Here is a 20,702-nt window from a genome sequence, read left to right as displayed (position 1 = left end):
GGCCATAAACCTGTAAAATGAAACCTATACTTGGAACTTCATGAGCTCATAAAGTTATGTAAACAGCAAAACAGACAAGCACAAAGTGAATTGTTCCTGCGTTATAAAGACGTGCTTTTCACTTTGTGTTTGAAGTATTGCAAGAGCCACGCGGAAGCGGAAGATCATCTCCAAGACAGTTTCATTAGAATTTTCCAAAACATTAAGCGGTACGCCGACAAAGGAAGCTTTGAAGGCTGGATGAAGCGCATTGTGATCAATGCCGCCATTGACCGCTACAAGAAAGACCTCTACACGGTCTCTGTAGACGAACAGCGTATGGCTGAAGAAGATACAGCGATTGATGAGCAGGCTATGCATTTGCCCTTAAAGACCCTTCTGGGTTTGGTGCAAGAGCTACCGAGTAGGTATCGCCTGATTTTTAACCTCTACGAACTGGACGGGTATTCCCATAACGAAATAGCAGACCAATTGGGAATCTCCGTAGGAACATCAAAATCGAATTTACATCGCGCCAAGTTGATTTTAAAGGAAAAGGTGCTTGCCCTCAGGGCAGACCGAACCGTGACTAAGAATCTTAAACATGGATAAGAAACAAGACATAGGAGCAGCATTTAAGCAGCGTCTGGAAGGCCTGAACCAAGGTCCGTCAGATAGTGCGGCGCTATGGGAACAAATTGCCAGTCAACTCGAGGCGGAAGGCACCCAACCCAAGGGGATGCCGTTTTGGCTCAAGTCTGGCCTTGCTGTACTGATCGTAGGGATTACCACCTTTGGAATTTGGAAATTCACCAATTCCTCTGATACTACTCTTCCGGAAAACTCAGAAGTAACTCAAAAAAATACAGAAACAAGTGACACTTCAGTGACCACCACTAGTCCGAACAATAACGACAATAAGCAAAGTATTCCTGTAGCTGCTCAGGATGCGGAATCGGTGGCTGAAACGACTGAAACAAAGGCAGAGGACACTGCTGTAGAATCCGCGGCACAACAAAACAGTATTAGCAACAAGGAAAAAGCAGCCGTTACCGCCAACAAAAATGTTAACAAGGGCAATACCAAAAATAGCAGGACAACTACCCAAATTAAGAATACTGAAAATACAGACACGCAAAGTACTGTGGCTTCGGGAGTTCAAAACCGCAGTAATGACAATACAACTGATTCTCCTCTAAAAGCAAATGTTTCTAAGGAGAATCCGACTAAAACAAATGTCGCACCCCTTAGTGGCAATGCCAATGCTATGAATCCAACAGCGCGCAAAGCATCCGCAGCGACCGGGCTTAATGTGCAAAGGGAGACCAACACTGCAACGGCAACTACTAATACTGCAACTCAAGCGCAAAGTGAACAGACTGCAAAAAGTGTTTATCCGGCAAGAGGATATTACGCATGGCCAAAGAATACTACGAAACCTACAGGCGTAGACGCTTCTTTCTATGCGAACCAAAATGAGATCAAGACCGGTGAGCAAGCATCGGAGCTACCTATAGTTCAATTGGAGGAACCTAAGAAAAAGATTAAAAAATCTAAGGAATTCCGTGCCTTTGAGCGGGCAATAAACCTAGAAGAAATGACCAATTGGCGTTGGTCTGTCGGTGCTGTGGTGGCACCTACTACTTATGGCTCGCTGACTAAAGGTTCTATGTTAGATGCGCGTTTGGAGAACAATCCGAGAGAAGGAGAAACCAATTTGAGTTACGGCTTGCAGATCAAGAATCAAATGAACCGCAACTCGGCGCTTCGATTTGGAATAAATCGTGTAAATCTAGGTTACAACACCCAGAATTTTCAGGTAAATATCATTGACAATGTGGTGAACATTTACCAACTAACGGGAATAGATCCTGGAGCCGAAATTCAGCAAGGAGGAATTCCGCTGAATCCGAATGCGACTGAGTTTTTTAATTCCAACGACGTTGTGACCATAGATCAGGACATTTCCTATTTGGAGATCCCTGTGGAGTATCAATACTCCTTTATCAACAACAGATTTGGGGCCAACTTCATTGGAGGAGCCAGTTTAATAGTCTTAGACGACAACCGCATATTTGCCGTAAACGACTTAGGACAGAGTGTTGCGGTGGGTAAATCCAGCAACCTAACCAACTTAGGATATACTCTCAATCTGGGGCTAGGGCTTAAATACGATATTTCTAAGCATTTTCAGCTGAATTTAGACCCTATGCTCAAGATTCAGATGAACTCGCCTGAAAACACCTCGGTGAACAATTTTAGACCTTATTTCTTCGGGATATTTAGCGGCTTGCACTTTAAATTCTAGTAAATCTTATCCGCAGTAAAATAGTGGACCGATTAGCTAAGTAACTGGTTTTCAACATCGGATAAAGAATTATTAAAAATTCGTAAACCATTTGTAACATTTTTGGGTATCTTTACGTATAACTAGGTACAGCGTGCAATTAAGCACGTGAGTTTAGAAGAGAGGATTTATTAGATGAGACAACTCAAAATTACCAAGCAGGTCACCAACAGGGAGACCGCTTCCTTAGACAAGTACCTACAAGAAATTGGAAAAGTCGACCTTATCACCGCCGATGAAGAAGTAGAGTTGGCACAGCGAATCAAAGCAGGCGATCAGCGTGCTTTAGAAAAGCTAACAAAAGCTAACCTGCGTTTCGTGGTATCGGTAGCAAAGCAATATCAAAACCAGGGACTAACATTACCGGATTTGATCAACGAAGGAAACTTAGGATTGATCAAAGCCGCACAACGTTTTGATGAGACTCGTGGTTTTAAGTTTATTTCATATGCCGTATGGTGGATCCGTCAATCGATTCTGCAAGCGCTAGCAGAGCAGTCTCGTATTGTACGTTTACCACTGAACAAAATCGGTTCGATCAATAAGATCAACAAAACCTTTGCTTTCTTGGAGCAAGCGCATGAGCGTCCGCCAAGTGCAGAGGAGATCGCCAAAGAGCTAGACATGACCATCAATGACGTAAAGGAGTCTATGAAGAACTCCGGGCGTCACGTATCCATGGATGCTCCTTTGGTAGAGGGTGAAGATTCAAACCTGTACGATGTACTTCGTTCTGGAGAATCTCCAAACCCTGACCGTTCTTTGTTACACGAGTCATTGCGCACTGAAATTGAGCGCGCATTAGAAACCCTGACCCCTCGTGAGGCAGACGTTATTCGTTTGTACTTTGGCTTGGGAGATCAGCATCCTATGACGCTAGAAGAAATCGGCGAGACCTTTGACCTAACACGAGAGCGTGTACGTCAGATCAAAGAAAAAGCTATTCGCAGGCTAAAACATACCTCGCGAAGCAAAATATTGAAAACTTATCTGGGTTAATACGACTAACTCAGTGTACAGTAACAAACAGTTAAACTAACTGTTCGTTTTTTGATTGATGAATGAAACCCCTGCCACTGGCGGGGGTTTTGCTTTTTGACCCTGCCTTCACGCAACCTTTGCGATAATTCTGTACATTACAGCAAAGAACCAAGTAAATGCCTACTGCATTGACCGATCTTATTAGTGGCTGTAAAAAAGGCGACGCTCGTGCTCAGGAAAAATTATTTCTCGAGTACAGAGATGCGCTATACACCACTTCGTTAAAGTACTGTCGCAATGTAGAAGAAGCCCAAGACAATGTTCACGATGCTTTCGTAATTGTGTTCGAAACCATTAAAAAATACAAAGGAGAAGGTTCCTTTGCCGGTTGGATGCAACGCATCGCCATAAATCAGGCGGTAAAGAAATACCGCAACAAAAAGAACGAACAGCTTACCGAAGATCCTTCGTGGTTCTCGGTGGCAGAAGACGAACCAAAATGGGCTCAAGATTGTGATCTAGATCAATTATTAGAGGCTATACAACAGCTTCCGGATCAATACCGACTGGTCTTTAGTTTATATGTATTAGACGATCACAGCCATCAGGAAATAGCCGAAAAGCTCAACATTAGTATCGGCACCTCCAAATCTAACCTCCATCGGGCGAAAGTGCTTTTAAAAAAAAGCTTAGCCAACAAACTAATGACTAAACCGGCCTAACATTTAGCTTATGAATACCCAAGATCCAATAGAAAAAATAATCAAAGCTCGTATGGAGGGCGTGCATAAGACTACTGATGTTCCAAGTTGGAATACTGTTGCTCAAAGCCTGAAGCGCAAGAAACGCAATAAGTATGTCTTCTGGTTGTGGAGCTCTGCTGGTGTTCTCGGACTACTCGCCTTGCTATTGTTCAGTAATTTCGGATCTCAGCCAGAAGCTGAATCGAATCCCGCATCTGTTTCCCAGGAGGTAATAATACCGGCAGACAAATTAGAACAGCAAAGCAGCCCAAGCTCTGAAGAAAACACCGAGTTACGCGAAGACATTGAGAATAACGAAAACCCTACAGGCGTTGCCACCAGCAAAGAAGAAATTCTAGCCAAAGACAAACAACCAACAGGCGAATCACCAGATTTTACCGAAGGAGCCACTCCGACGCCCACTTACTATTATTACGACTCCAAAACAGGAAAGCAAATCAGCACCAAAGACAAAAAGGTCATTGACAGTATTCTGAAAAGCAAAGAACCCGAGGGGATTAATAATTAATATAGCTTCACAAAGCAAAGCTTAAACAAAACACTAACAAGCATTAGCTTTCTGTTTAACAGCTACTTAAATAGGTGAGAATCTATAATAAGTGCTCTTTTTCTATTGCAATTTTCGAGGAAATTCGCTATCTTTAAGAAAATCACCCCCACGATGAAAACGCCTATACACACAGTCTGTTATGTGAGTACGGCGATTTCAACAATTACCAATGACAATGTGAACGAGGTTTTTGACGGTATCGTTGAAAAGAACCTCGGCCTTGTTATCACGGGTGTATTGTTGTTTTCGCATGGAAATTTCATGCAGGTCATGGAGGGCCCGCCTCAAAACCTATTGCCGCTTTACGAGACCATTAAGCGTGATCAGCGACACCACCATATCATTGAGATCCTAAATCAATCCACAAGCGAACGAATGTTTGAAAACTATCAAACAGGTTTTTCTATCGTAGATAATTCCGATCAAATTTTTAGTCTTCAGAAATACCTGCGATTCATTGAAGATAATTTTGATGGAGCTGTGAAAAAACGAGCAGAAGTGGTTAGACCCTTCATTTATTGATTATTTTTGCACAAAATAAATCATCGATGAGCACCCTTATTGCACCTTCTATTCTCGCTGCGGATTTTGGAAACCTTCACCGCGATGTCCATATGGTAAACAAAAGTGAAGCCGATTGGTTCCATTTAGACGTTATGGACGGTGTTTTTGTTCCGAATATCTCCTTTGGCATGCCTGTAATAAAGGCAATTGCTCAAGAAGCCGAAAAGACCTTAGATGTCCATTTGATGATCATAGATCCTGACCGTTATATTCAAACCTTTGCAGATCTTGGAGCCAATGTGCTTACAGTACATTACGAGGCCTGTACGCATTTACACAGAACCGTACAAGCTATCAAAGCTGCCGGCATGCAAGCCGGTGTTGCTATGAACCCACACACTCCTGTTTCTTTATTGTCGGACATAATTGCAGACCTTGACCTGGTTTGCCTAATGAGCGTGAACCCAGGTTTTGGCGGACAGTCTTTTATAGAGAACACCTACGCTAAGGTGCGCGAACTGCGTGCACTGATAGCAGAGAAAGGTGCCAAAACCCTTATAGAAATAGACGGAGGCGTTAAAGACAACAATGCGGCAGCTTTAGTTGAGGCTGGCGCAGACGTTCTAGTTGCAGGAAGTTTTGTGTTCCGTTCAGAAGATCCAGCAACGACTATTAGCAACCTAAAAGCGACTACCGCTCAAGTTTCTTATTAGTACCCTAAAAATTTAAAATTGAGCAACATCCGGGTGTGGTCATAGAGTTCCGGAAAGTTTGCCTTAAAGGTGCCAGGAGACTCCATAAAGTACTCTGAGAGCACAGCCATGAACTCGTACTCATTGGTAAAGGCGTATTCTCTAAAGTACCGTGTCTCGTCCAATCGGTCTTTCACCTCTTGATGGGTTAGGCGCTTTAGTATCTTTTGAAATTGGACTTGAAAACGAGCGGAATCGGTATCTCCTCCCCTTTTGGCCTCCAGCTGCATGGCGTGCATAAACTCGTGTATACCTAAATTTATATTATCATGCCCATCCTCTAGTCCAGCCTCAAAGTCTTTCCAAGATAAAACCAAAGCCCGACCACCAGGATTCAACTCTCCTTTGTGATAGGTCTGATTGATATTGCTAAAGAACTCTTCCGGATAGATCAGAATAAAATGGACCAGACTATAGGTATAGTTCTTTCTGCCAAAACTAAGCATGCATCCGACAGCAGCGATCAAGACTTTCATTCTATCTGTAAGCTCTAAATCTTCTCGAGGGATAAACTCTTTGTCCTTAATAAAGCTCGCTACACGATGTTGAAACTGCCGGCGGTGCTTTCTATTGAGCTTTCTGTAAAAGGGAAATTCCGTTTCAAGTATGCGCAGCTGATTTCGAGGTAATTTTCGATAAGAGAAATACTGTCGCACCAGTGGTCTCCCAAAATGCTCGGCATAGAAATTCTCAAAGACACGAAAGAGAAACAATAGGAATCCCAACGCAACTATGCCGTAAGCATAGGGCGCAAGCCAAGCGATATTTTCATCTGGTTGTTGCAGTATCATGGAGATTCTTTGGGCCTCGTAAGATATATAAATTACTTTAAATCAATCAGTAGGATAAACATATACAAAAAAGCAGGCCCGTATAGAACCTGCTTTGAAAATATATCTTTTAAGCCTCCATTAGTCGCTAGATAGTATGCTCAACACATACCAGAACAACAACATCAAGGCTCCGAATAGACCTAGTGAAGCTGCCACATACTGCTCTTGTCTGTACTTGTGAACCATTTGAGAGGTTTGATACAAGATAGAGCCCGCAGCCAAAACTATCATTCCAACGCTAAACCAAAGCCCTAGATCAAAACCGAACAAGGTACCCGCAATAATAAGACCCATAGCGATAAAAAATCCTATAGTGAGACCTGTCTTTAGATAAGAGAAGTCTTTCTTAGTAAGCAGCACAGCAGCCGTCAGCCCAGAAAAGAGCGACAGTGTGATAATAGCAGCCTGATTCAGCAATTCTCCGGCGCCATCGCCAGCAACGTAGAGTGCTATACCTATAAGCGGAATAAAAATAAAAGCCTCGGCAACTACGTACAAGAACAGCGCTGCATACTGCGTATTGCGATCTGTGGTGCCCATTGCCATAGACTCTGCCTTAGAAGTAGCAAACATAAAGCCTCCTAAAAGCAAAAGCCAGGTCCAGCCCTCGGCCAGCGAAAAGGCAAAATTCACTACTGCCGGGATCTGAAAAAAGATCGCCTCCACAGCAATGAATAACAAAACAGCCCCTGCTACATGCCCATAGGTCTTTTTGTAAAAGGCTACTTGTTCTTCCTGAGTCAGATCTGCAACCATTTGCGGTTTAGCCTGTGGCTCATGAATTTCTTGAATTTGTTCCATATTAATTGTGTTAGTTATCGCTTAGATGATTCACCAACAAACTGTTGGCTTTTATTTTTAAACAGAACATTGAAGGTAGTCAGACTTCCATAACAGCGCGTAATGTATTGCTGAATGTCAATCTTTTCTTCCTCGTCCAGTTTCTTGTTGGAATTGATCTTCTGTTCCAAGACACGCAGCCTATCGCGCAGCATCACGATCTTGTTAAAGAAGGTCTTAACAGGTATCTCTTTAGCTGCCAAATTAGGGTCCGAAGGTTGCAAGGTTATGGTTCCGCCATTCCATTTGTCTCCAAGAGGTACTATCTCTGTGACATCACTCCACTTCTGTAGAATCTCTCTTAGGCTTTTTTCAATTTCATAGAAACTCACAGTGTCCACCTCGTCGTCTACCGCTTCTATTACCTCAAAATCAGCATCAACCCCAATGGTCTCGAGGCCAGAATCCATAAAAGTGACCCAATACATTTTAGCAGTTACATTGGTGACTACTCCTTTGCCATAATCCGGGTGAGCGATCCGCGAGCCTATGCCCAATATTCTATTCATGAATTTTCTTTTCTCCTAAATTAAACACTTTCTTTCATCTTGCCAATTATCCCCCATAAATAAACATCTCATAACTGACCAATATCATTTTAAGAAAGTACCGTTCTCGCTAAGTTTGAACAAATTAATCTTAGTGTTATGAAAACAACCATTAAAGTTCAAAATTTGAGATGTTCCGGTTGTGTAAACACTATTAGTAAACGACTGGAGCGCATTCATGGAGTATTAGAGGTGTCGGTTAATCCTGAGACTAATGAAGTCTGTTTGACCCACAATAACAAAACAACACTCAACGCTGCCATTTACAAGTTGAACAAGCTAGGATATCCCCTTGAATCAGCTTTAAACACCATAGGCAAAAAGGCGAATGCTTTGGTAAGTTGTGCTAAGGGTCGAACCGGAATCACAGACATGCTTTATCATGTACAACAACAGCGAAAAAAAGAAGCTTACTAATTGTATTGATTAGGTTTACGAGCGCCTACAGTAGTAGCGCTGCGCTCACTACTGCACCGCGCTTTCCGCTGCAATTCCTCGCTCATTATATTCGCTGTGGGATTTTCGCTTCAATCGTTCCCCCTGCATAGCTTGCCGCGCAGCAGGGGCTGGCGCGGGGGAATTTTCTAATCATCACAAGGTAATCGAATACCAACGTCCATATGAATTTCCGTAATTTCTTTAGACAATTCTATTATTTCGACTTTCTTTAATCGATCTTGAATTGCTTCTAATGCAATTAAATAATTAAAGTAATCTTGATAAAGAAGGTCTCTATCAAATTTGAGAAGAACAAGATCATATTTCGAAAATAGATCAAATATTGCCTCAGCTTCAAGCAATGCCATTCTGTTTCCAGCCCCCAGGTAAAGACCATCTGATTTTAGCGTAAGAGAGATACAAGTCTTGGCATTTAATACCTCATCGATTGCATTCTGTTGCACAGAATAAATTGCCTGCTCTACTGTTCTTATTGTATTTAGAAGATAAGGTCTTGGTGGAACAGGCAGTTCATTTGCAATTGTATTTTTAATACTATCTCTCTTAAGCAGATCAGATCGTGTTAACATATGATCCGGGATATTAAGTTTAAAAAAAGAGGAATGATTAGGATGTCGAATTGCTTTTACCCTAGAACTTATCCTTTTCTCGTCCGAAGCTCTATAATAAAAATAAAGTCTGGAGGCGGCAGTTGATGCAATCTGCGACTTTACCATATCCACCGTCTCATAAGCAACATCCTTATCAACAATCAAATGAACCTGAGCTTTTGGAATCATAAAATAACTGCCATATTTAGGTATGCCTTTGTACAGTGCTTTAGACAAATCAGCGGGTGAAATTGTATCGTTAAAAAGGATTATTTCTTCCGATTTTAGAATATAGATTGGATAATAAGGTGTAGATACTGATCTAAATTCCCCATTATACACAGGCAACTCCATGTCTGAAGTCTGTCCAGAACAAATCGCGCAAGCAAAAAGAAAAATTAGTAGAATTTTGATTTTCATTAAGCATTATGATATTAGGGGAGATCATAAAACTAATAAAAAAGGATTACTCGCTGGGGTAACGCCGCTGGCGCCAGACTCCGTCTGGAGCCAATAGATTGCTTGCTTCGCAAGCAGCCTCCAACGCTCCGCGGTAAACGAGGATTCTTTGCTTCGCAAAGTTCCTTCAACGCTCCGCGTTGAGAATCAAAAAAACATATTTTACGCTTCATACAAAAAAAGAAGCGAGCTCCTTTTTTGGAACTCGCTTAAATATGAACCTTTTTTTGATTCATTCGTGACCGCGGAAGGATTCGAACCCTCAACCCTCAGAGCCGAAATCTGATATTCTATCCAGTTGAACTACGCGGCCTATTCTTATGACAATTTGGCTTTGACCAATTTGGCAATGGTGCCTCCATCTGCTTTACCAGCAAGTTTGCCGTTAGCCATTCCCATGACCTTACCCATGTCTTTCATACTAGAAGCTCCGGTTTGAGCAATGATCTGGTCTACTACCTTCCCTATCTCTTCTTCGGACATTTGTTCTGGCAAGAATTGCGAGATGATCTCTGCCTGAGCCAATTCAGGTGCAGCAAGATCGTCTCTTCCTTGCTCGGTAAAGATAGCGGCACTGTCTTTGCGCTGTTTTACCAACTTCTGAAGCAATTTAAGCTCTTCTGCCTCTGTCAATTCTGCCTTGGCACCAGATTCAGTTTGCGCCAAAAGAATCGCCGATTTTACCGCTCTTAACGACTCTAAAGCCTGGCTGTCTTTTGCTTTCATAGCCACTTTCATGGCATCCATTACTTTGGATTGTAAACTCATTGTTTATGGGCTTTAAACTAGAGTGCGAAGATAAAAAAATAAACCCGAAAGTGACGTACCACTGTCGGGCTTAACGGGAAATGTAACACTAAACAAAAAAGTCTTTAATCTACGTTGTCGTGCAGAAAAGAGTTGTTATTTCTAAGCGATATGTCATCGTCGTCCAAGTTCACGGTGGTTCGTGAAATATCAGACTCAGAAGTATCTGCATCTTCCAATTCTATGCCCATACGCTTATAGGCAGGTTGCTTTTCGATATCGTCGATCTTAGAAGCGCTGTTTCTAAATTTGTAGTTGAATTCTTTGAGTTTGCGCTTGCGTTCCTCGGTACGATCCTTTAAAAGCTTAGAAATAGGACTGTTAATTGGGTCGCCATCTTCTTCGGCTTCGGCAGTTTCTTCTGGAGCTGTCTCCACGACCTTCTTCTCCATCACCAATTCCTCGTCCAATACTTCAGGCTCGGCCTTGGCTGCGGTCAAAGCAGTTTCCATCTCTTGATAATCGTCTAGGCTATAACGCTTCACTCCTTCTTGAGTGAACTCCGTAACAGGAACCACTTCTATGGCTTCGTTCACCTCTATCTCCTCTACAGGCTTTTTAAGTACAGGAACATCTGCTAGCTCAGCCGCAGGGGTAAGCTCCTCTTCTGCATCCTCAGACAAAGGCAGATCAAACATTAGCATCTGCTCTTCTGCAGGGCTGTCTTCTTCCACCTCTGGGGTAACTACCTCGGTAGTGGCTTCAACGATCTCAAAATCGTGCACCTCCATAGCGTTGATCACTACCTGCTCAAACTCAGCGATATGGTGAATATCCACCTCCTCGTAAGCCACTGATATTTCTTTCAACAAAGCAGTGGTTTCTATATAACCCTCAAAAGGCAATTCGGGAGTTTCCTCTTCTTCAAACAAGCTGTGTTTAATGATAGGCTCCGCTTCTGGCTCTTTTGCTACCACTTCGCTCAGCAACGGACCGCTAGTCATGGTATCGGTATGATCTTCTAAAACCTGTTGTGCGGCTTGCTCCTCTTCTAGCGTGTGAACAATGCGCTTGGTCTCAGTATTTACAATTTCATTTTGTTGCTCGGCATTGAAACCGGTCGCGATCACAGTAATGGCAATAGCACCGTCTAGGCTTTGATCTTCTCCAACCCCCATTATGATGTTGGCCGAATAACCCGCCTCGGTCTGAATATAATCACTGATCTCACCGATCTCATCAATGGTAATCTCCTCTTGCCCAGAAACAATAAGCAAGAGCACATTCTTAGCTCCAGTGATCTTATTATCGTTAAGCAATGGAGAGTCCAAGGCTTTGGTAATGGCTTCGTGCGCTCTGTTAGCTCCGGAGGCCTGAGAGCTTCCCATTATAGCAGTACCACTGTTAGCCAGAACGGTCTTGGCATCGCGCAAGTCAATGTTCTGAGTGTAGTGGTGGGTTATTACTTCGGCTATTCCACGAGCAGCTGTGGCTAAGACCTCATCGGCCTTAGAAAAACCGGCTTTAAATCCGAGGTTCCCATAAACCTCGCGCAATTTGTTGTTGTTGATCACAATGAGAGAGTCCACGTTTTTACGTAGATTCTCCACCCCGATCTGGGCCTGATCGTTTCTCATTTTCCCTTCGAACTGAAAAGGAATGGTCACGATACCCACGGTAAGAATATCCATCTCCTTGGCCATTTTAGCGATAATAGGAGCCGCCCCTGTTCCAGTTCCACCTCCCATACCAGCGGTAATAAAGACCATCTTGGTATTGGTAGACAGCATGGCTTGGATTTCTTGCATGCTTTCCATGGCGCTTTGCTCTCCAATGATAGGATTGGCACCTGCACCAAGGCCTTCTGTAAGAGTGAGTCCAAGTTGGATCTTGATCGGCACCGGGCTGTTCTCCAAGGCCTGACCGTCGGTATTACAGATCACAAAGTCTACACCTTTGATGCCCTGTTGGAACATGTGATTGATGGCATTGCTACCACCACCGCCAACACCAATCACCTTAATGACGTTCGATTGATTCTTGGGTAAATCAAACGCGATGTTGTCGAATTCGTTTGTACTGCTCATACTTAGTTTTTTGTGAGATTACTGCTATTCAGCGTTGTCTAAAAAATCTTTGAACTTCTCAGCCCACTTGTCAAAAAAGCGCTTGCGCTCCTTGGGGACCTGGTCGTTCTGTGGTTCGTCTATATCTTCTTGAGGTTCCTGGTTTGCTTCGGCCTCTGCCGCCACAACTTTTACCCCTTCGTGTCTGTTTTGTGATTCCAGGCTGTTAAGCACCAGACCAACAGCAGTGGCATAAAGCGGACTCGTTGTTTCACTGTCGCTGTCTCCTGCCAGATGTTCGTTCGGATATCCGATACGCGTATCCATACCGGTAATGTATTCTACCAACTGCTTTAGGTGCTTGAGTTGCGATCCTCCGCCAGTAAGTACAATACCTGCAATCAATTTCTTTTTCTGCTCTTCGTGGCCGTAGTTCTTGATCTCTAAATACACCTGCTCTATGATCTCTACCACACGAGCGTGAATGATCTTTGAGAGGTTCTTCAAAGTGATCTCCTTGGGCTCACGACCTCGCAATCCAGGAATAGAAACAATCTCGTTATCCTTGTTCTCTCCTGGCCAAGCCGATCCAAATCGAATCTTAAGTAACTCGGCCTGCTTTTCTATGATAGAGCAGCCTTCTTTTATGTCTTCGGTGATCACATTACCTCCAAAAGGGATCACCGCCGTATGACGAATGATACCGTCTTTAAAGATGGCGAGGTCTGTAGTTCCACCTCCTATATCGATCAAGGCAACTCCGGCTTCTTTCTCTTCCATGCTGAGCACGGCATTGGCAGATGCCAGTGGCTCTAGGGTTATTCCACCAAGTGAAAGCCCTGCACTTTTTACGCAACGACCAATATTTCTTATGGAAGAAACCTGCCCTACCACAACGTGGAAGTTTGCCTCTAGACGCCCACCATACATTCCTATAGGTTCTTTGATCTCTGCCTGACCATCAACTTTGAAATCTTGTGGTAACACGTGAATGATCTCCTCTCCCGGAAGCATAACAAGCTTGTGTACCTGATTGCAAAGCGTGTCTATATCATCTTCGCCTATAACCTCATCACTATTGGGACGGGTTATATAATCGCTGTGTTGTAAGCTTCGGATGTGCTGCCCGGCTATTCCCACCACCACATCAGAAATCTTCATACCTGAAGAACTCTCGGCGTCTTGAACGGCTTGTTGAATGGATTGAATGGTTTGGGTTATGTTGTTCACCACTCCGCGGTGTACACCCAAACTCTTGGACTTTCCTATCCCAAGGATCTCCATCTTTCCATATTCATTGGTACGCCCGATCATGGCCACGATCTTAGTGGTTCCAATATCTAATCCTACTGCAATGGTTTGCTGTTCCATAAACTACTTTTTTGTGGCGACCACCTGGTGATCCATCATGAGGTTGACCAGTTGATAATTGCCCAAGGTTTTATCTTTGATTGTTTTCTGATAAAACGCTTTAAAATTTTGAAACTTCCGTTTGATATTCACCGGTTTACCCAGTAAAATCTTAAAATCATAGGTTCGCACACGCATGATCAGGGTCGAGTCGCGTTGCTGCTCAATAGCAACAACATGTTGCACCATGAAAGGATCCGCAAGGATCTCGTTCAACACATGGGTAACAGGTTTTAAATTATCCTCAGAAACACCGCTCACCAAAGGCACTCGTAAGGAATGAACTCGGGATAGGGGCATTTTGGTACCTTCTTCGTCAATGTAATAAGACGGATTGGACGCCACTCGGGCTATGGGCCTTCTTTGTGTAACGCGTGCTCCAAGTACACCATCCAAAGAGAGAAAAACATCGGCATTTCGGATCATAGGATGGCTATTTAATCGACCTTCTAATGCATTCAAATCTATTATATCTTTATCTACAGCTGCGATGCTGTCTGCTTTTTGTATTAACAATTTATTAACCATAGCCTCGGTTATCAGTGCGCTACTTCTGTCTTCAAAACTAACAGCCACGGCCTGTAGTTTTCTATTGGAATTTCGTTTATTAGAAAACGCGTAAACTACTGCTATCAGTACGATTACAAAGATCATTCGCCCTATGTTCACTAATCTAGTTCGCATGCAAGTGCTCTGTTATGTTTTTTACTTCAACACCGATATCTCCAGCCCCGAGGATCAAGATTACTTCGCAGTCGCTTTTTTGAATCAAGTCCGGAAGGTCAATTTTGCTTACAAGCTGCTTTTTTTCGTTAGCGATAGCCTCCAACAAAACCGCAGAATTCACTCCAGGAATTGGCAACTCCCTCGCCGGGTAAATATCTAAAAGCAGTACTTGATCAAACTGCGCCAAACTCAGAGCAAACTCCGGTAGAAAATCTCGAGTACGGCTATACAAATGTGGTTGAAAAACCACTAATTTCTTTTGATTCGGATAGAATTCACTCACCGCTTGAAAGACCGCATTGATCTCTGTGGGATGATGCGCATAATCGTCTATCAAGACTTTGTTCTCGCTTCGGTAGGCGAATGAAAATCTGCGTCTAACACCCTTGAATTCAAATAACGCTTTGGGCAGGCAATCGGTTGGGGTTCCTATTGAAATTGCCATACCCAAAGCGGTAATCGCATTGAGCAAATTGTGATGCCCCGGCAATGAAAAACGGAGCGATTTCAATTCACCACGAGGCGTTTTTAAGTCGAAGGTATAAGCCCCGTCCTCAACGCGGATATTTTTAGCCTCATAGTCAGCTCCATCTTCTATCCCCACAGTGGTTCCAGAGAGTGGGAGCTTTTTAGGATGTAATACAAGTTTAGGATCCGGCACTAAGGCAGCGAATTCCTTAAAGGTCTTTTCGAATTCTTCTTCCGAACCGTAGATGTCTAAATGATCGGCATCCATAGCAGTCACACACGCCACATCTGGTCGCAATTGCAAAAAGGAACGATCGAACTCATCGGCCTCTACCACTGTAAACTCATCGCCTATTGCAATGTAGTTGGAGTCGTAATTCTCTGCTATACCACCCAAGAATGCAGTGACCGGCACATTGCAGCTGGCCAGTAAATGACCGAGAATAGCCGAAGTTGTAGTCTTGCCGTGCGTTCCGGCAACGGCAAGGGATTTACTCGCTCTAGTGATCATTCCCAAGACCACAGCACGTTTGTGGATTTGATGCACTCCAGTACTAAAGAATTGAAGTTGTTCGTGCTGTTGGGGGATGGCCGGGGTATAAACCACCAGAGTATCGGTTAGTTCAAAACCGTCTGGAATGGCATCGAGTTGGTCGCTGAAGGTTATGTTGATTCCGAGCTCGACCAGAGCATCGGTTAATGTTGTTTGTGTTTTGTCATAGCCAGCCACAGCAAAACCACGAGCCTTAAAATAACGCGCCAAGGCGCTCATTCCAATACCACCGATACCGATGAAATACACACGTGCTATGTCTTTAAAAACTCCGCTCATAATTGCTTTTCTAACAGGAGTTTGGCAACCTCGGCCACAATAGCATCCGTAGCATGAGGTTTGGCTAGTTTCTTAATATTCTCACTCAAGGTCCGCTGTTTGTTTGCATCGCTAAGCAAACCCTTAAAGGCATCGGCAAAGTGCAAATCTGCCTCACTCTCTTGCAGGTAAATACAAGCCTCTTCTGCAGCTATAGCCGCAGCGTTCTTGTTCTGATGATCTTCTGCCACATTAGGTGATGGAATAAAGATCACCGGCTTGCCCACCAAACAAAGTTCGGACACTGACAGGGCTCCAGCTCGCGAAACAATCATATCCGCAGCAGCATAGGCCATGTCCATAGCGTAGATAAAATCCTTGACAATTACTTTCGCGCTATTATTGGTTTTAAACTCTTCGTAATACAAGCTTCCGCACTGCCAGATCACCTGAACATCCTCAGTGTTGAACAAGGGTAAATGCGCATGGATCAAATTGTTGATCTTACGCGCCCCCAAACTGCCACCTAAAACCAGAAGTACAGGTTTGTCCGGCTCTAGTCCAAAGTGTTTTAAAGCCGTGGCCTTGTCGACTTTTAGATCGATAAGATCTTGACGTACCGGGTTACCCGTAAACACAAGTTTCTCTTTGGGGAAATACTTTTCCATACCCGCATAGGCAACACAGATGGTCTTGGCCTTTGGAGCGATCCATTTGTTGGTGATCCCTGCATGTGAGTTTTGCTCCTGAATGAGACAAGGAACACCTTTATTACTCGCCACACGAAGCAAAGGTGCACTGGCATAGCCTCCTGTTCCTATGGCTACATCGGGCTTAAAGGATTTTATGATGGCTGCGGAGCGTCTCAAACTCGCCAAGAGTTTAAAGGGCACTTTCAAATTCTGCAAGGATACTTTGCGTTGTAATCCCTGGATGGACAAGCCCACGATCTTATAGCCGGCTTTGGGCACTTTTTGCATCTCCATGCGATCTTTGGCGCCAACAAACAAGAATTCCGCATTTGGATACTTCTCTTTTAACGCATTGGCAATGGCTATAGCCGGATAGATATGACCTCCGGTTCCTCCTCCTGATATGATGAATTTATATGGCTTCACTGAGTATATCTAAAGGATTATCGGTATCTGATTCTGAATTATGCTGACGGATCTCTTCTCTTTTTGCGCTCACGCTCAAGATCATTCCCAAAGCGAGGCAGGTCATCCAAATAGAGGTACCTCCACTACTGATAAGTGGCAAGGTTTGACCTGTTACCGGAAAGAGCTCGACAGCCACAGCCATATTGGTCAAGGCCTGAAAAACTATAGGTAAGCCGACTCCAACAACCAACAATTTCCCAAATATGGAATCTGCTTTGTAAGCGACTATTACCAGGCGGAAGAGCAAGAGCATATACAATAGCATTATGGTCAGTCCACCAACAAGACCCCACTCTTCTACAATCACGGCATAAATGAAATCCGAAGAAGATTGCGGCAAGAAATTCTTTTGCACCCCATGACCGGCTCCAACACCAAATAAGCCTCCTGTAGCGATGCCCATTTTGGACTTCTCGATCTGATAGTCGGCCTCTTTGTCGGGAGTGTCATCTAGAAAATTATCGATACGACTAATCCAAGTATCTACCCTGTTTGGGAACAGGTCTGGAAAAGCCTTGGCAGACATAATAAAAAGTGAGAGAAATAAGGCCCCGGCAATTAAGATGATACCCAAATACTGCAACGGATATCCGCCTAGAAACACCAAGAGCACGACCATTGCAAAAATAATGGCCGTTGTTGAGAAATTCGCTGGTAAGATCAGCAATAACACAACAAAAACGGGCAACCATAGCGGAACTATAGATGCCTTAAAACTGATCTTTTCATCCTTGATTTTTGAAAGATAGCGCGCTACATAGGTAAGCAATACCACCGCTGCCAAGGTAGAGGTTTGGAAGGTCACCCCTACAAAAGGTATGCGTATCCAACGACTCGCATTGGCGCCTTCTATGGTAGTACCTTCCGCCAGGGTAATTATCAATAGCAAAAATACCACCGGTAAGGCGATAATAGACAAGCCCCTAAAATAGCGGTATGGAATACGATGCACCCCATAAAGTATCGCGAAGCCCAGCATTAAATGGGCAAAGTGCTTCACCAAATATTTAAAGGTATTCCCATCCCCATACAGATAGGCCAGGTTACTACTGGCGCTATACACAGGCAAAAACGAGAACAGGGCCAAGAGAGCAGCTACTGCCCAAATGGCTCTATCACCTTTTATGTTGGTAAATACGCTCATACTTTGTTATAGCGAGCGAACAGCTTCTTTGAACTGACGTCCTCGGTCTTCGTAATTTTTAAACAGGTCAAAACTGGCACATGCGGGAGACAAAAGCACAGTATCTCCGCGTTCTGCTATATGATAAGCCACATTAACAGCATCTTGCATGCTAGCAGTTTCTACCAAAAGATCTACAACATTCCCAAAGCTGTCTATAAGCTTAGAATTGTCAATTCCCAAGCAGATCACTGCTTTTACTTTTTCGTTGATCAGCGGCAAAAGCTCGCTGTAGTCGTTTCCTTTATCCACTCCTCCCACTATCCAAACGGTCGGGGTTTCCATACTCTCTAAAGCATAGTAGGTCGCGTTAACGTTAGTGGCTTTGGAATCGTTGATGTACTTAACATTATTGATTTTAAGCACACTTTCCAATCGGTGTTCCACACCTTGAAAATGAGTCAGGGACTGTCTGATGGTCTCCTTGCGGATATCCAACAAAGTTGCCACTGTGGCCGCGGCCATAGCATTCTTTAAATTGTGTTGTCCCTGTAATCCTAATGAGGCTATTGGCATATTGATTTGGTTATTTGCTATTGTAATTATTATGTTTTTGTCGTCTATATAAGCTCCTTCTTTAAGGGGTCGCTCCAATGAAAAAGGCAGTTTTTTTGCTCGAATGGCATGGTCTTTCATTCCGGCGGCTATGTTAGGATCGTCTCCGTCATAGATCAGATAGTCAGCTTCCGTCTGGTTTTGACTGATCTTGAACTTTGCATCGCGATAAGCCTCAAAGCTGTATCCGTAGCGATCCAAATGATCTGGAGTTATATTGGTTATCACCGCTATATGAGGTTTAAACTGCTCTATATCGTCCAGTTGAAAACTACTCACCTCCAATACATAATGGCTTGCTGGCTGATCTAAGAGCAGACCAGCAAAGCTGTTTCCTATATTGCCACCCATCGCTACATTCAAGCCTCCTTCTTTAAGCAGAAAATGCGTCAAAGATGTGGTGGTTGTCTTGCCATTGCTTCCCGTTATAGCCACTACAGTTCGGTCCGTATAGCGACTCGCAAACTCAATTTCTGAGATGACAGAAATGCCTTGTTTTCTGAGCAATTGTATCGGAGCTGCCTTTTCAGGTATGCCCGGACTTTTAACAACCAGATCGGCTTCGAGAAGACGCGCATCGTTATGACCGCCCATCTCCCATTCGATTTCATTTTGTGTAAGAACGTTTTGGGTCGACAGATTTATTTGTCCAAAATCGGACACAAAAACCGTCCAACCCTTTGCCTTTCCAAGCAAGGCAGCACCTATGCCGCTTTCTCCGGCTCCCAGCACTACCAGTTTCATTAGCGGATCTTTAAGGTCACTATCGCCAGTATTGCTAGGAATATCCCGACAATCCAAAAGCGAGTCACTATTTTACTTTCGTGCATGCCCTTTACCTGATAATGATGGTGTAAGGGTGACATTCTAAAGATCCTTCGGCCTTCGCCAAATTTCTTTTTGGTATACTTGAACCAACTCACCTGCATGATCACCGATAGGTTCTCTATCAGGAAGATCCCACAGAGAATTGGTATTAACCATTCTTTTCTGATGGTGATTGCTATCACCGCTATGATCCCTCCAATGGTAAGACTGCCCGTGTCGCCCATAAACACCTGGGCCGGAAAGGCATTGTACCAGAGGAATCCAATTAACGCACCCACAAAGGCACTGATAAACACCGCGATCTCCCCTGTTCTAGGGATATACATGATGTTCAGATAATCTGAGAAAATGATGTTACCAGAGATCCAAGCAAAGATTCCCAGTGTTAGCACTATGATAGCCGAGGTTCCCGCTGCCAGACCATCTACTCCGTCGGTAAGGTTGGCGCCGTTTGAAACAGCCGTAATGATCAAAATGACAATAGGAATGAACAATAGCCAAGTGTATTTAGCGTAACCGTCTCCCATCCAAGTAAGCAGATCGGAATATTCAAACTCGTTATTGGGCACAAAAGGAATAGTGGTCTTGGTAGATTTGATCTCCTCACCTACCGAGCGGATCAGAGTAGTCTGATTCTCTGTCTCGACTGCGATCTTTTCCTTTATGGTCACATTATCATGAAAGTAAAGTGTACATCCAACAGCAATCCCTAAGATCACTTGCCCAAAGACCTTAAACTTACCCGGCAGGCCGGTTTTGTCTTTTTTAAAGGTCTTGATATAATCGTCTATAAAACCAATTGTTCCCATCCAAAGCGTGGTCACTATCAGTAGGATCACATAGATGTTCTCCAATTTGGTAAACAGCAATACAGGAACCAGGGTAGCCAAAATGATGATCACTCCACCCATAGTTGGAGTACCTGCTTTTTCGTTTTGCCCTGCCAGACCAAGGTCGCGAACGGTCTCCCCGATCTGCTTTTTGCGCAACAGGTTTATGATCCGCTTTCCGAACACGGTCGCGATGATCAGCGAAGTGATCACAGAAAGGGCCGACCTAAAGGAGAGGTACTGAAAAAGGCCTGCACCCGGAAGGTTGTATGTGTTTTCTAAATATTCGAACAAATAATACAGCATAGCGCT

Annotated in this window: 21 protein-coding genes and 1 tRNA gene; 8 read left to right on the top strand and 14 right to left on the bottom strand. The window is 43.7% G+C overall.

Annotated features, from left to right (window positions below):
• Positions 1-30 precede the first annotated feature (30 nt).
• The 7 genes from AC0J2F_RS10260 (at position 31) to rpe (ending at position 5,838) form a co-directional block, all read left to right on the top strand.
• The gene (locus tag AC0J2F_RS10260; protein WP_473007569.1) at positions 31-591 is read left to right on the top strand and encodes an RNA polymerase sigma factor; all 561 of its coding nucleotides are present in this window, start codon (positions 31-33) and stop codon (positions 589-591) included.
• Positions 584-2,287, top strand: a complete 1,704-nt coding sequence (locus AC0J2F_RS10255; RefSeq protein ID WP_473007568.1) for an outer membrane beta-barrel protein — start codon at positions 584-586, stop codon at positions 2,285-2,287. Before AC0J2F_RS10260 ends, AC0J2F_RS10255 begins: the two co-directional genes overlap by 8 nt.
• Before the next feature lie 174 nt (positions 2,288-2,461).
• Positions 2,462-3,325 carry a sigma-70 family RNA polymerase sigma factor gene (locus tag AC0J2F_RS10250; RefSeq protein ID WP_034261238.1) on the top strand — a complete coding sequence of 288 codons (864 nt, stop codon included), beginning with the start codon at positions 2,462-2,464 and terminating at the stop codon, positions 3,323-3,325.
• 158 nt (positions 3,326-3,483) lie between these two features.
• Positions 3,484-4,029 (top strand): RNA polymerase sigma factor, encoded by a 546-nt coding sequence (locus tag AC0J2F_RS10245; protein WP_473007567.1) that lies wholly within the window; start codon positions 3,484-3,486, stop codon positions 4,027-4,029.
• A 10-nt stretch (positions 4,030-4,039) separates the two neighbouring features.
• Entirely contained in the window at positions 4,040-4,579 is a 540-nt protein-coding gene (locus AC0J2F_RS10240; protein ID WP_473007566.1) for a hypothetical protein, read from the top strand.
• A gap of 153 nt (positions 4,580-4,732) precedes the next feature.
• Positions 4,733-5,143, top strand: a complete 411-nt coding sequence (locus tag AC0J2F_RS10235; RefSeq protein ID WP_473007565.1) for a BLUF domain-containing protein — start codon at positions 4,733-4,735, stop codon at positions 5,141-5,143.
• A gap of 26 nt (positions 5,144-5,169) precedes the next feature.
• Positions 5,170-5,838: a ribulose-phosphate 3-epimerase gene (gene rpe, locus AC0J2F_RS10230; protein WP_473007564.1), complete on the top strand. Its 669-nt coding sequence runs from the start codon at positions 5,170-5,172 to the stop codon at positions 5,836-5,838.
• On the opposite strand, the gene AC0J2F_RS10225 is transcribed toward rpe, so the two are convergent.
• The 3 genes from AC0J2F_RS10225 to AC0J2F_RS10215 form a co-directional block, all read right to left on the bottom strand.
• Positions 5,835-6,668, bottom strand: a complete 834-nt coding sequence (locus AC0J2F_RS10225) for a zinc-dependent peptidase (protein WP_473007563.1) — start codon at positions 6,666-6,668, stop codon at positions 5,835-5,837. The two genes, rpe and AC0J2F_RS10225, sit on opposite strands and share 4 nt — an antisense overlap.
• Positions 6,669-6,788: 120 nt before the next feature.
• On the bottom strand, positions 6,789-7,511 hold the full coding sequence (locus AC0J2F_RS10220) for a Bax inhibitor-1/YccA family protein (protein ID WP_087523266.1): 723 nt from the start codon (positions 7,509-7,511) through the stop codon (positions 6,789-6,791).
• A gap of 14 nt (positions 7,512-7,525) precedes the next feature.
• The gene (locus tag AC0J2F_RS10215) at positions 7,526-8,059 is read right to left on the bottom strand and encodes a hypothetical protein (protein WP_374957400.1); all 534 of its coding nucleotides are present in this window, start codon (positions 8,057-8,059) and stop codon (positions 7,526-7,528) included.
• A 138-nt stretch (positions 8,060-8,197) separates the two neighbouring features.
• On the opposite strand from AC0J2F_RS10215, the gene AC0J2F_RS10210 reads away from it, so the two are divergent.
• The gene (locus AC0J2F_RS10210) at positions 8,198-8,515 is read left to right on the top strand and encodes a heavy-metal-associated domain-containing protein (RefSeq protein WP_374957399.1); all 318 of its coding nucleotides are present in this window, start codon (positions 8,198-8,200) and stop codon (positions 8,513-8,515) included.
• Positions 8,516-8,682: 167 nt separating this feature from the next.
• On the opposite strand, the gene AC0J2F_RS10205 is transcribed toward AC0J2F_RS10210, so the two are convergent.
• The 11 genes from AC0J2F_RS10205 to mraY form a co-directional block, all read right to left on the bottom strand.
• Positions 8,683-9,567, bottom strand: coding sequence for a hypothetical protein (locus tag AC0J2F_RS10205; protein ID WP_473007562.1), 885 nt, complete (start codon positions 9,565-9,567; stop codon positions 8,683-8,685).
• Positions 9,568-9,845: 278 nt separating this feature from the next.
• Positions 9,846-9,919 (bottom strand) — tRNA-Arg (locus tag AC0J2F_RS10200).
• Positions 9,920-9,924: 5 nt separating this feature from the next.
• Positions 9,925-10,374, bottom strand: a complete 450-nt coding sequence (locus AC0J2F_RS10195; RefSeq protein WP_473007561.1) for a GatB/YqeY domain-containing protein — start codon at positions 10,372-10,374, stop codon at positions 9,925-9,927.
• Positions 10,375-10,478: 104 nt separating this feature from the next.
• The gene (gene ftsZ, locus AC0J2F_RS10190; RefSeq protein ID WP_473007560.1) at positions 10,479-12,440 is read right to left on the bottom strand and encodes a cell division protein FtsZ; all 1,962 of its coding nucleotides are present in this window, start codon (positions 12,438-12,440) and stop codon (positions 10,479-10,481) included.
• 24 nt (positions 12,441-12,464) lie between these two features.
• Entirely contained in the window at positions 12,465-13,790 is a 1,326-nt protein-coding gene (ftsA, locus tag AC0J2F_RS10185) for a cell division protein FtsA (protein WP_087523272.1), read from the bottom strand.
• Between the two features lie 3 nt (positions 13,791-13,793).
• Positions 13,794-14,513: a cell division protein FtsQ/DivIB gene (locus AC0J2F_RS10180; RefSeq protein ID WP_157663412.1), complete on the bottom strand. Its 720-nt coding sequence runs from the start codon at positions 14,511-14,513 to the stop codon at positions 13,794-13,796.
• Positions 14,503-15,855, bottom strand: coding sequence for a UDP-N-acetylmuramate--L-alanine ligase (murC, locus tag AC0J2F_RS10175; protein ID WP_473007559.1), 1,353 nt, complete (start codon positions 15,853-15,855; stop codon positions 14,503-14,505). The genes AC0J2F_RS10180 and murC overlap by 11 nt, the downstream gene beginning before the upstream one ends.
• Positions 15,852-16,952, bottom strand: a complete 1,101-nt coding sequence (murG, locus tag AC0J2F_RS10170; protein ID WP_473007558.1) for an undecaprenyldiphospho-muramoylpentapeptide beta-N-acetylglucosaminyltransferase — start codon at positions 16,950-16,952, stop codon at positions 15,852-15,854. Before murG ends, murC begins: the two co-directional genes overlap by 4 nt.
• Complete coding sequence (locus AC0J2F_RS10165) at positions 16,939-18,138, bottom strand: FtsW/RodA/SpoVE family cell cycle protein (protein WP_374959125.1); 1,200 nt, start codon at positions 18,136-18,138, stop codon at positions 16,939-16,941. Before AC0J2F_RS10165 ends, murG begins: the two co-directional genes overlap by 14 nt.
• 6 nt (positions 18,139-18,144) lie before the next feature.
• Positions 18,145-19,476 carry a UDP-N-acetylmuramoyl-L-alanine--D-glutamate ligase gene (gene murD, locus AC0J2F_RS10160; RefSeq protein ID WP_473007557.1) on the bottom strand — a complete coding sequence of 444 codons (1,332 nt, stop codon included), beginning with the start codon at positions 19,474-19,476 and terminating at the stop codon, positions 18,145-18,147.
• Complete coding sequence (mraY, locus tag AC0J2F_RS10155; RefSeq protein WP_473007556.1) at positions 19,476-20,696, bottom strand: phospho-N-acetylmuramoyl-pentapeptide-transferase; 1,221 nt, start codon at positions 20,694-20,696, stop codon at positions 19,476-19,478. The genes murD and mraY overlap by 1 nt, the downstream gene beginning before the upstream one ends.
• Between the last annotated feature and the right edge of the window lie 6 nt (positions 20,697-20,702).

The sequence above is a fragment of the Gilvibacter sp. CC01 genome (assembly GCF_055755295.1).
Note: the sequence above shows the minus strand (reverse complement) of the source record. Positions and strands in the feature narration are given on the sequence as shown.

Coding starts and splice junctions, on each gene's coding strand:
- AC0J2F_RS10255 (WP_473007568.1), top strand. CDS start 584: ATGGATAAGAAACAAGACATAGGAGCAGCATTTAAGCAGCGTCTGGAA.
- AC0J2F_RS10250 (WP_034261238.1), top strand. CDS start 2,462: ATGAGACAACTCAAAATTACCAAGCAGGTCACCAACAGGGAGACCGCT.
- AC0J2F_RS10245 (WP_473007567.1), top strand. CDS start 3,484: ATGCCTACTGCATTGACCGATCTTATTAGTGGCTGTAAAAAAGGCGAC.
- AC0J2F_RS10240 (WP_473007566.1), top strand. CDS start 4,040: ATGAATACCCAAGATCCAATAGAAAAAATAATCAAAGCTCGTATGGAG.
- AC0J2F_RS10235 (WP_473007565.1), top strand. CDS start 4,733: ATGAAAACGCCTATACACACAGTCTGTTATGTGAGTACGGCGATTTCA.
- rpe (WP_473007564.1), top strand. CDS start 5,170: ATGAGCACCCTTATTGCACCTTCTATTCTCGCTGCGGATTTTGGAAAC.
- AC0J2F_RS10225 (WP_473007563.1), bottom strand. CDS start 6,668: ATGATACTGCAACAACCAGATGAAAATATCGCTTGGCTTGCGCCCTAT.
- AC0J2F_RS10220 (WP_087523266.1), bottom strand. CDS start 7,511: ATGGAACAAATTCAAGAAATTCATGAGCCACAGGCTAAACCGCAAATG.
- AC0J2F_RS10215 (WP_374957400.1), bottom strand. CDS start 8,059: ATGAATAGAATATTGGGCATAGGCTCGCGGATCGCTCACCCGGATTAT.
- AC0J2F_RS10210 (WP_374957399.1), top strand. CDS start 8,198: ATGAAAACAACCATTAAAGTTCAAAATTTGAGATGTTCCGGTTGTGTA.
- AC0J2F_RS10205 (WP_473007562.1), bottom strand. CDS start 9,567: ATGAAAATCAAAATTCTACTAATTTTTCTTTTTGCTTGCGCGATTTGT.
- AC0J2F_RS10195 (WP_473007561.1), bottom strand. CDS start 10,374: ATGAGTTTACAATCCAAAGTAATGGATGCCATGAAAGTGGCTATGAAA.
- ftsZ (WP_473007560.1), bottom strand. CDS start 12,440: ATGAGCAGTACAAACGAATTCGACAACATCGCGTTTGATTTACCCAAG.
- ftsA (WP_087523272.1), bottom strand. CDS start 13,790: ATGGAACAGCAAACCATTGCAGTAGGATTAGATATTGGAACCACTAAG.
- AC0J2F_RS10180 (WP_157663412.1), bottom strand. CDS start 14,513: ATGCGAACTAGATTAGTGAACATAGGGCGAATGATCTTTGTAATCGTA.
- murC (WP_473007559.1), bottom strand. CDS start 15,855: ATGAGCGGAGTTTTTAAAGACATAGCACGTGTGTATTTCATCGGTATC.
- AC0J2F_RS10165 (WP_374959125.1), bottom strand. CDS start 18,138: ATGAGCGTATTTACCAACATAAAAGGTGATAGAGCCATTTGGGCAGTA.
- murD (WP_473007557.1), bottom strand. CDS start 19,476: ATGAAACTGGTAGTGCTGGGAGCCGGAGAAAGCGGCATAGGTGCTGCC.
- mraY (WP_473007556.1), bottom strand. CDS start 20,696: ATGCTGTATTATTTGTTCGAATATTTAGAAAACACATACAACCTTCCG.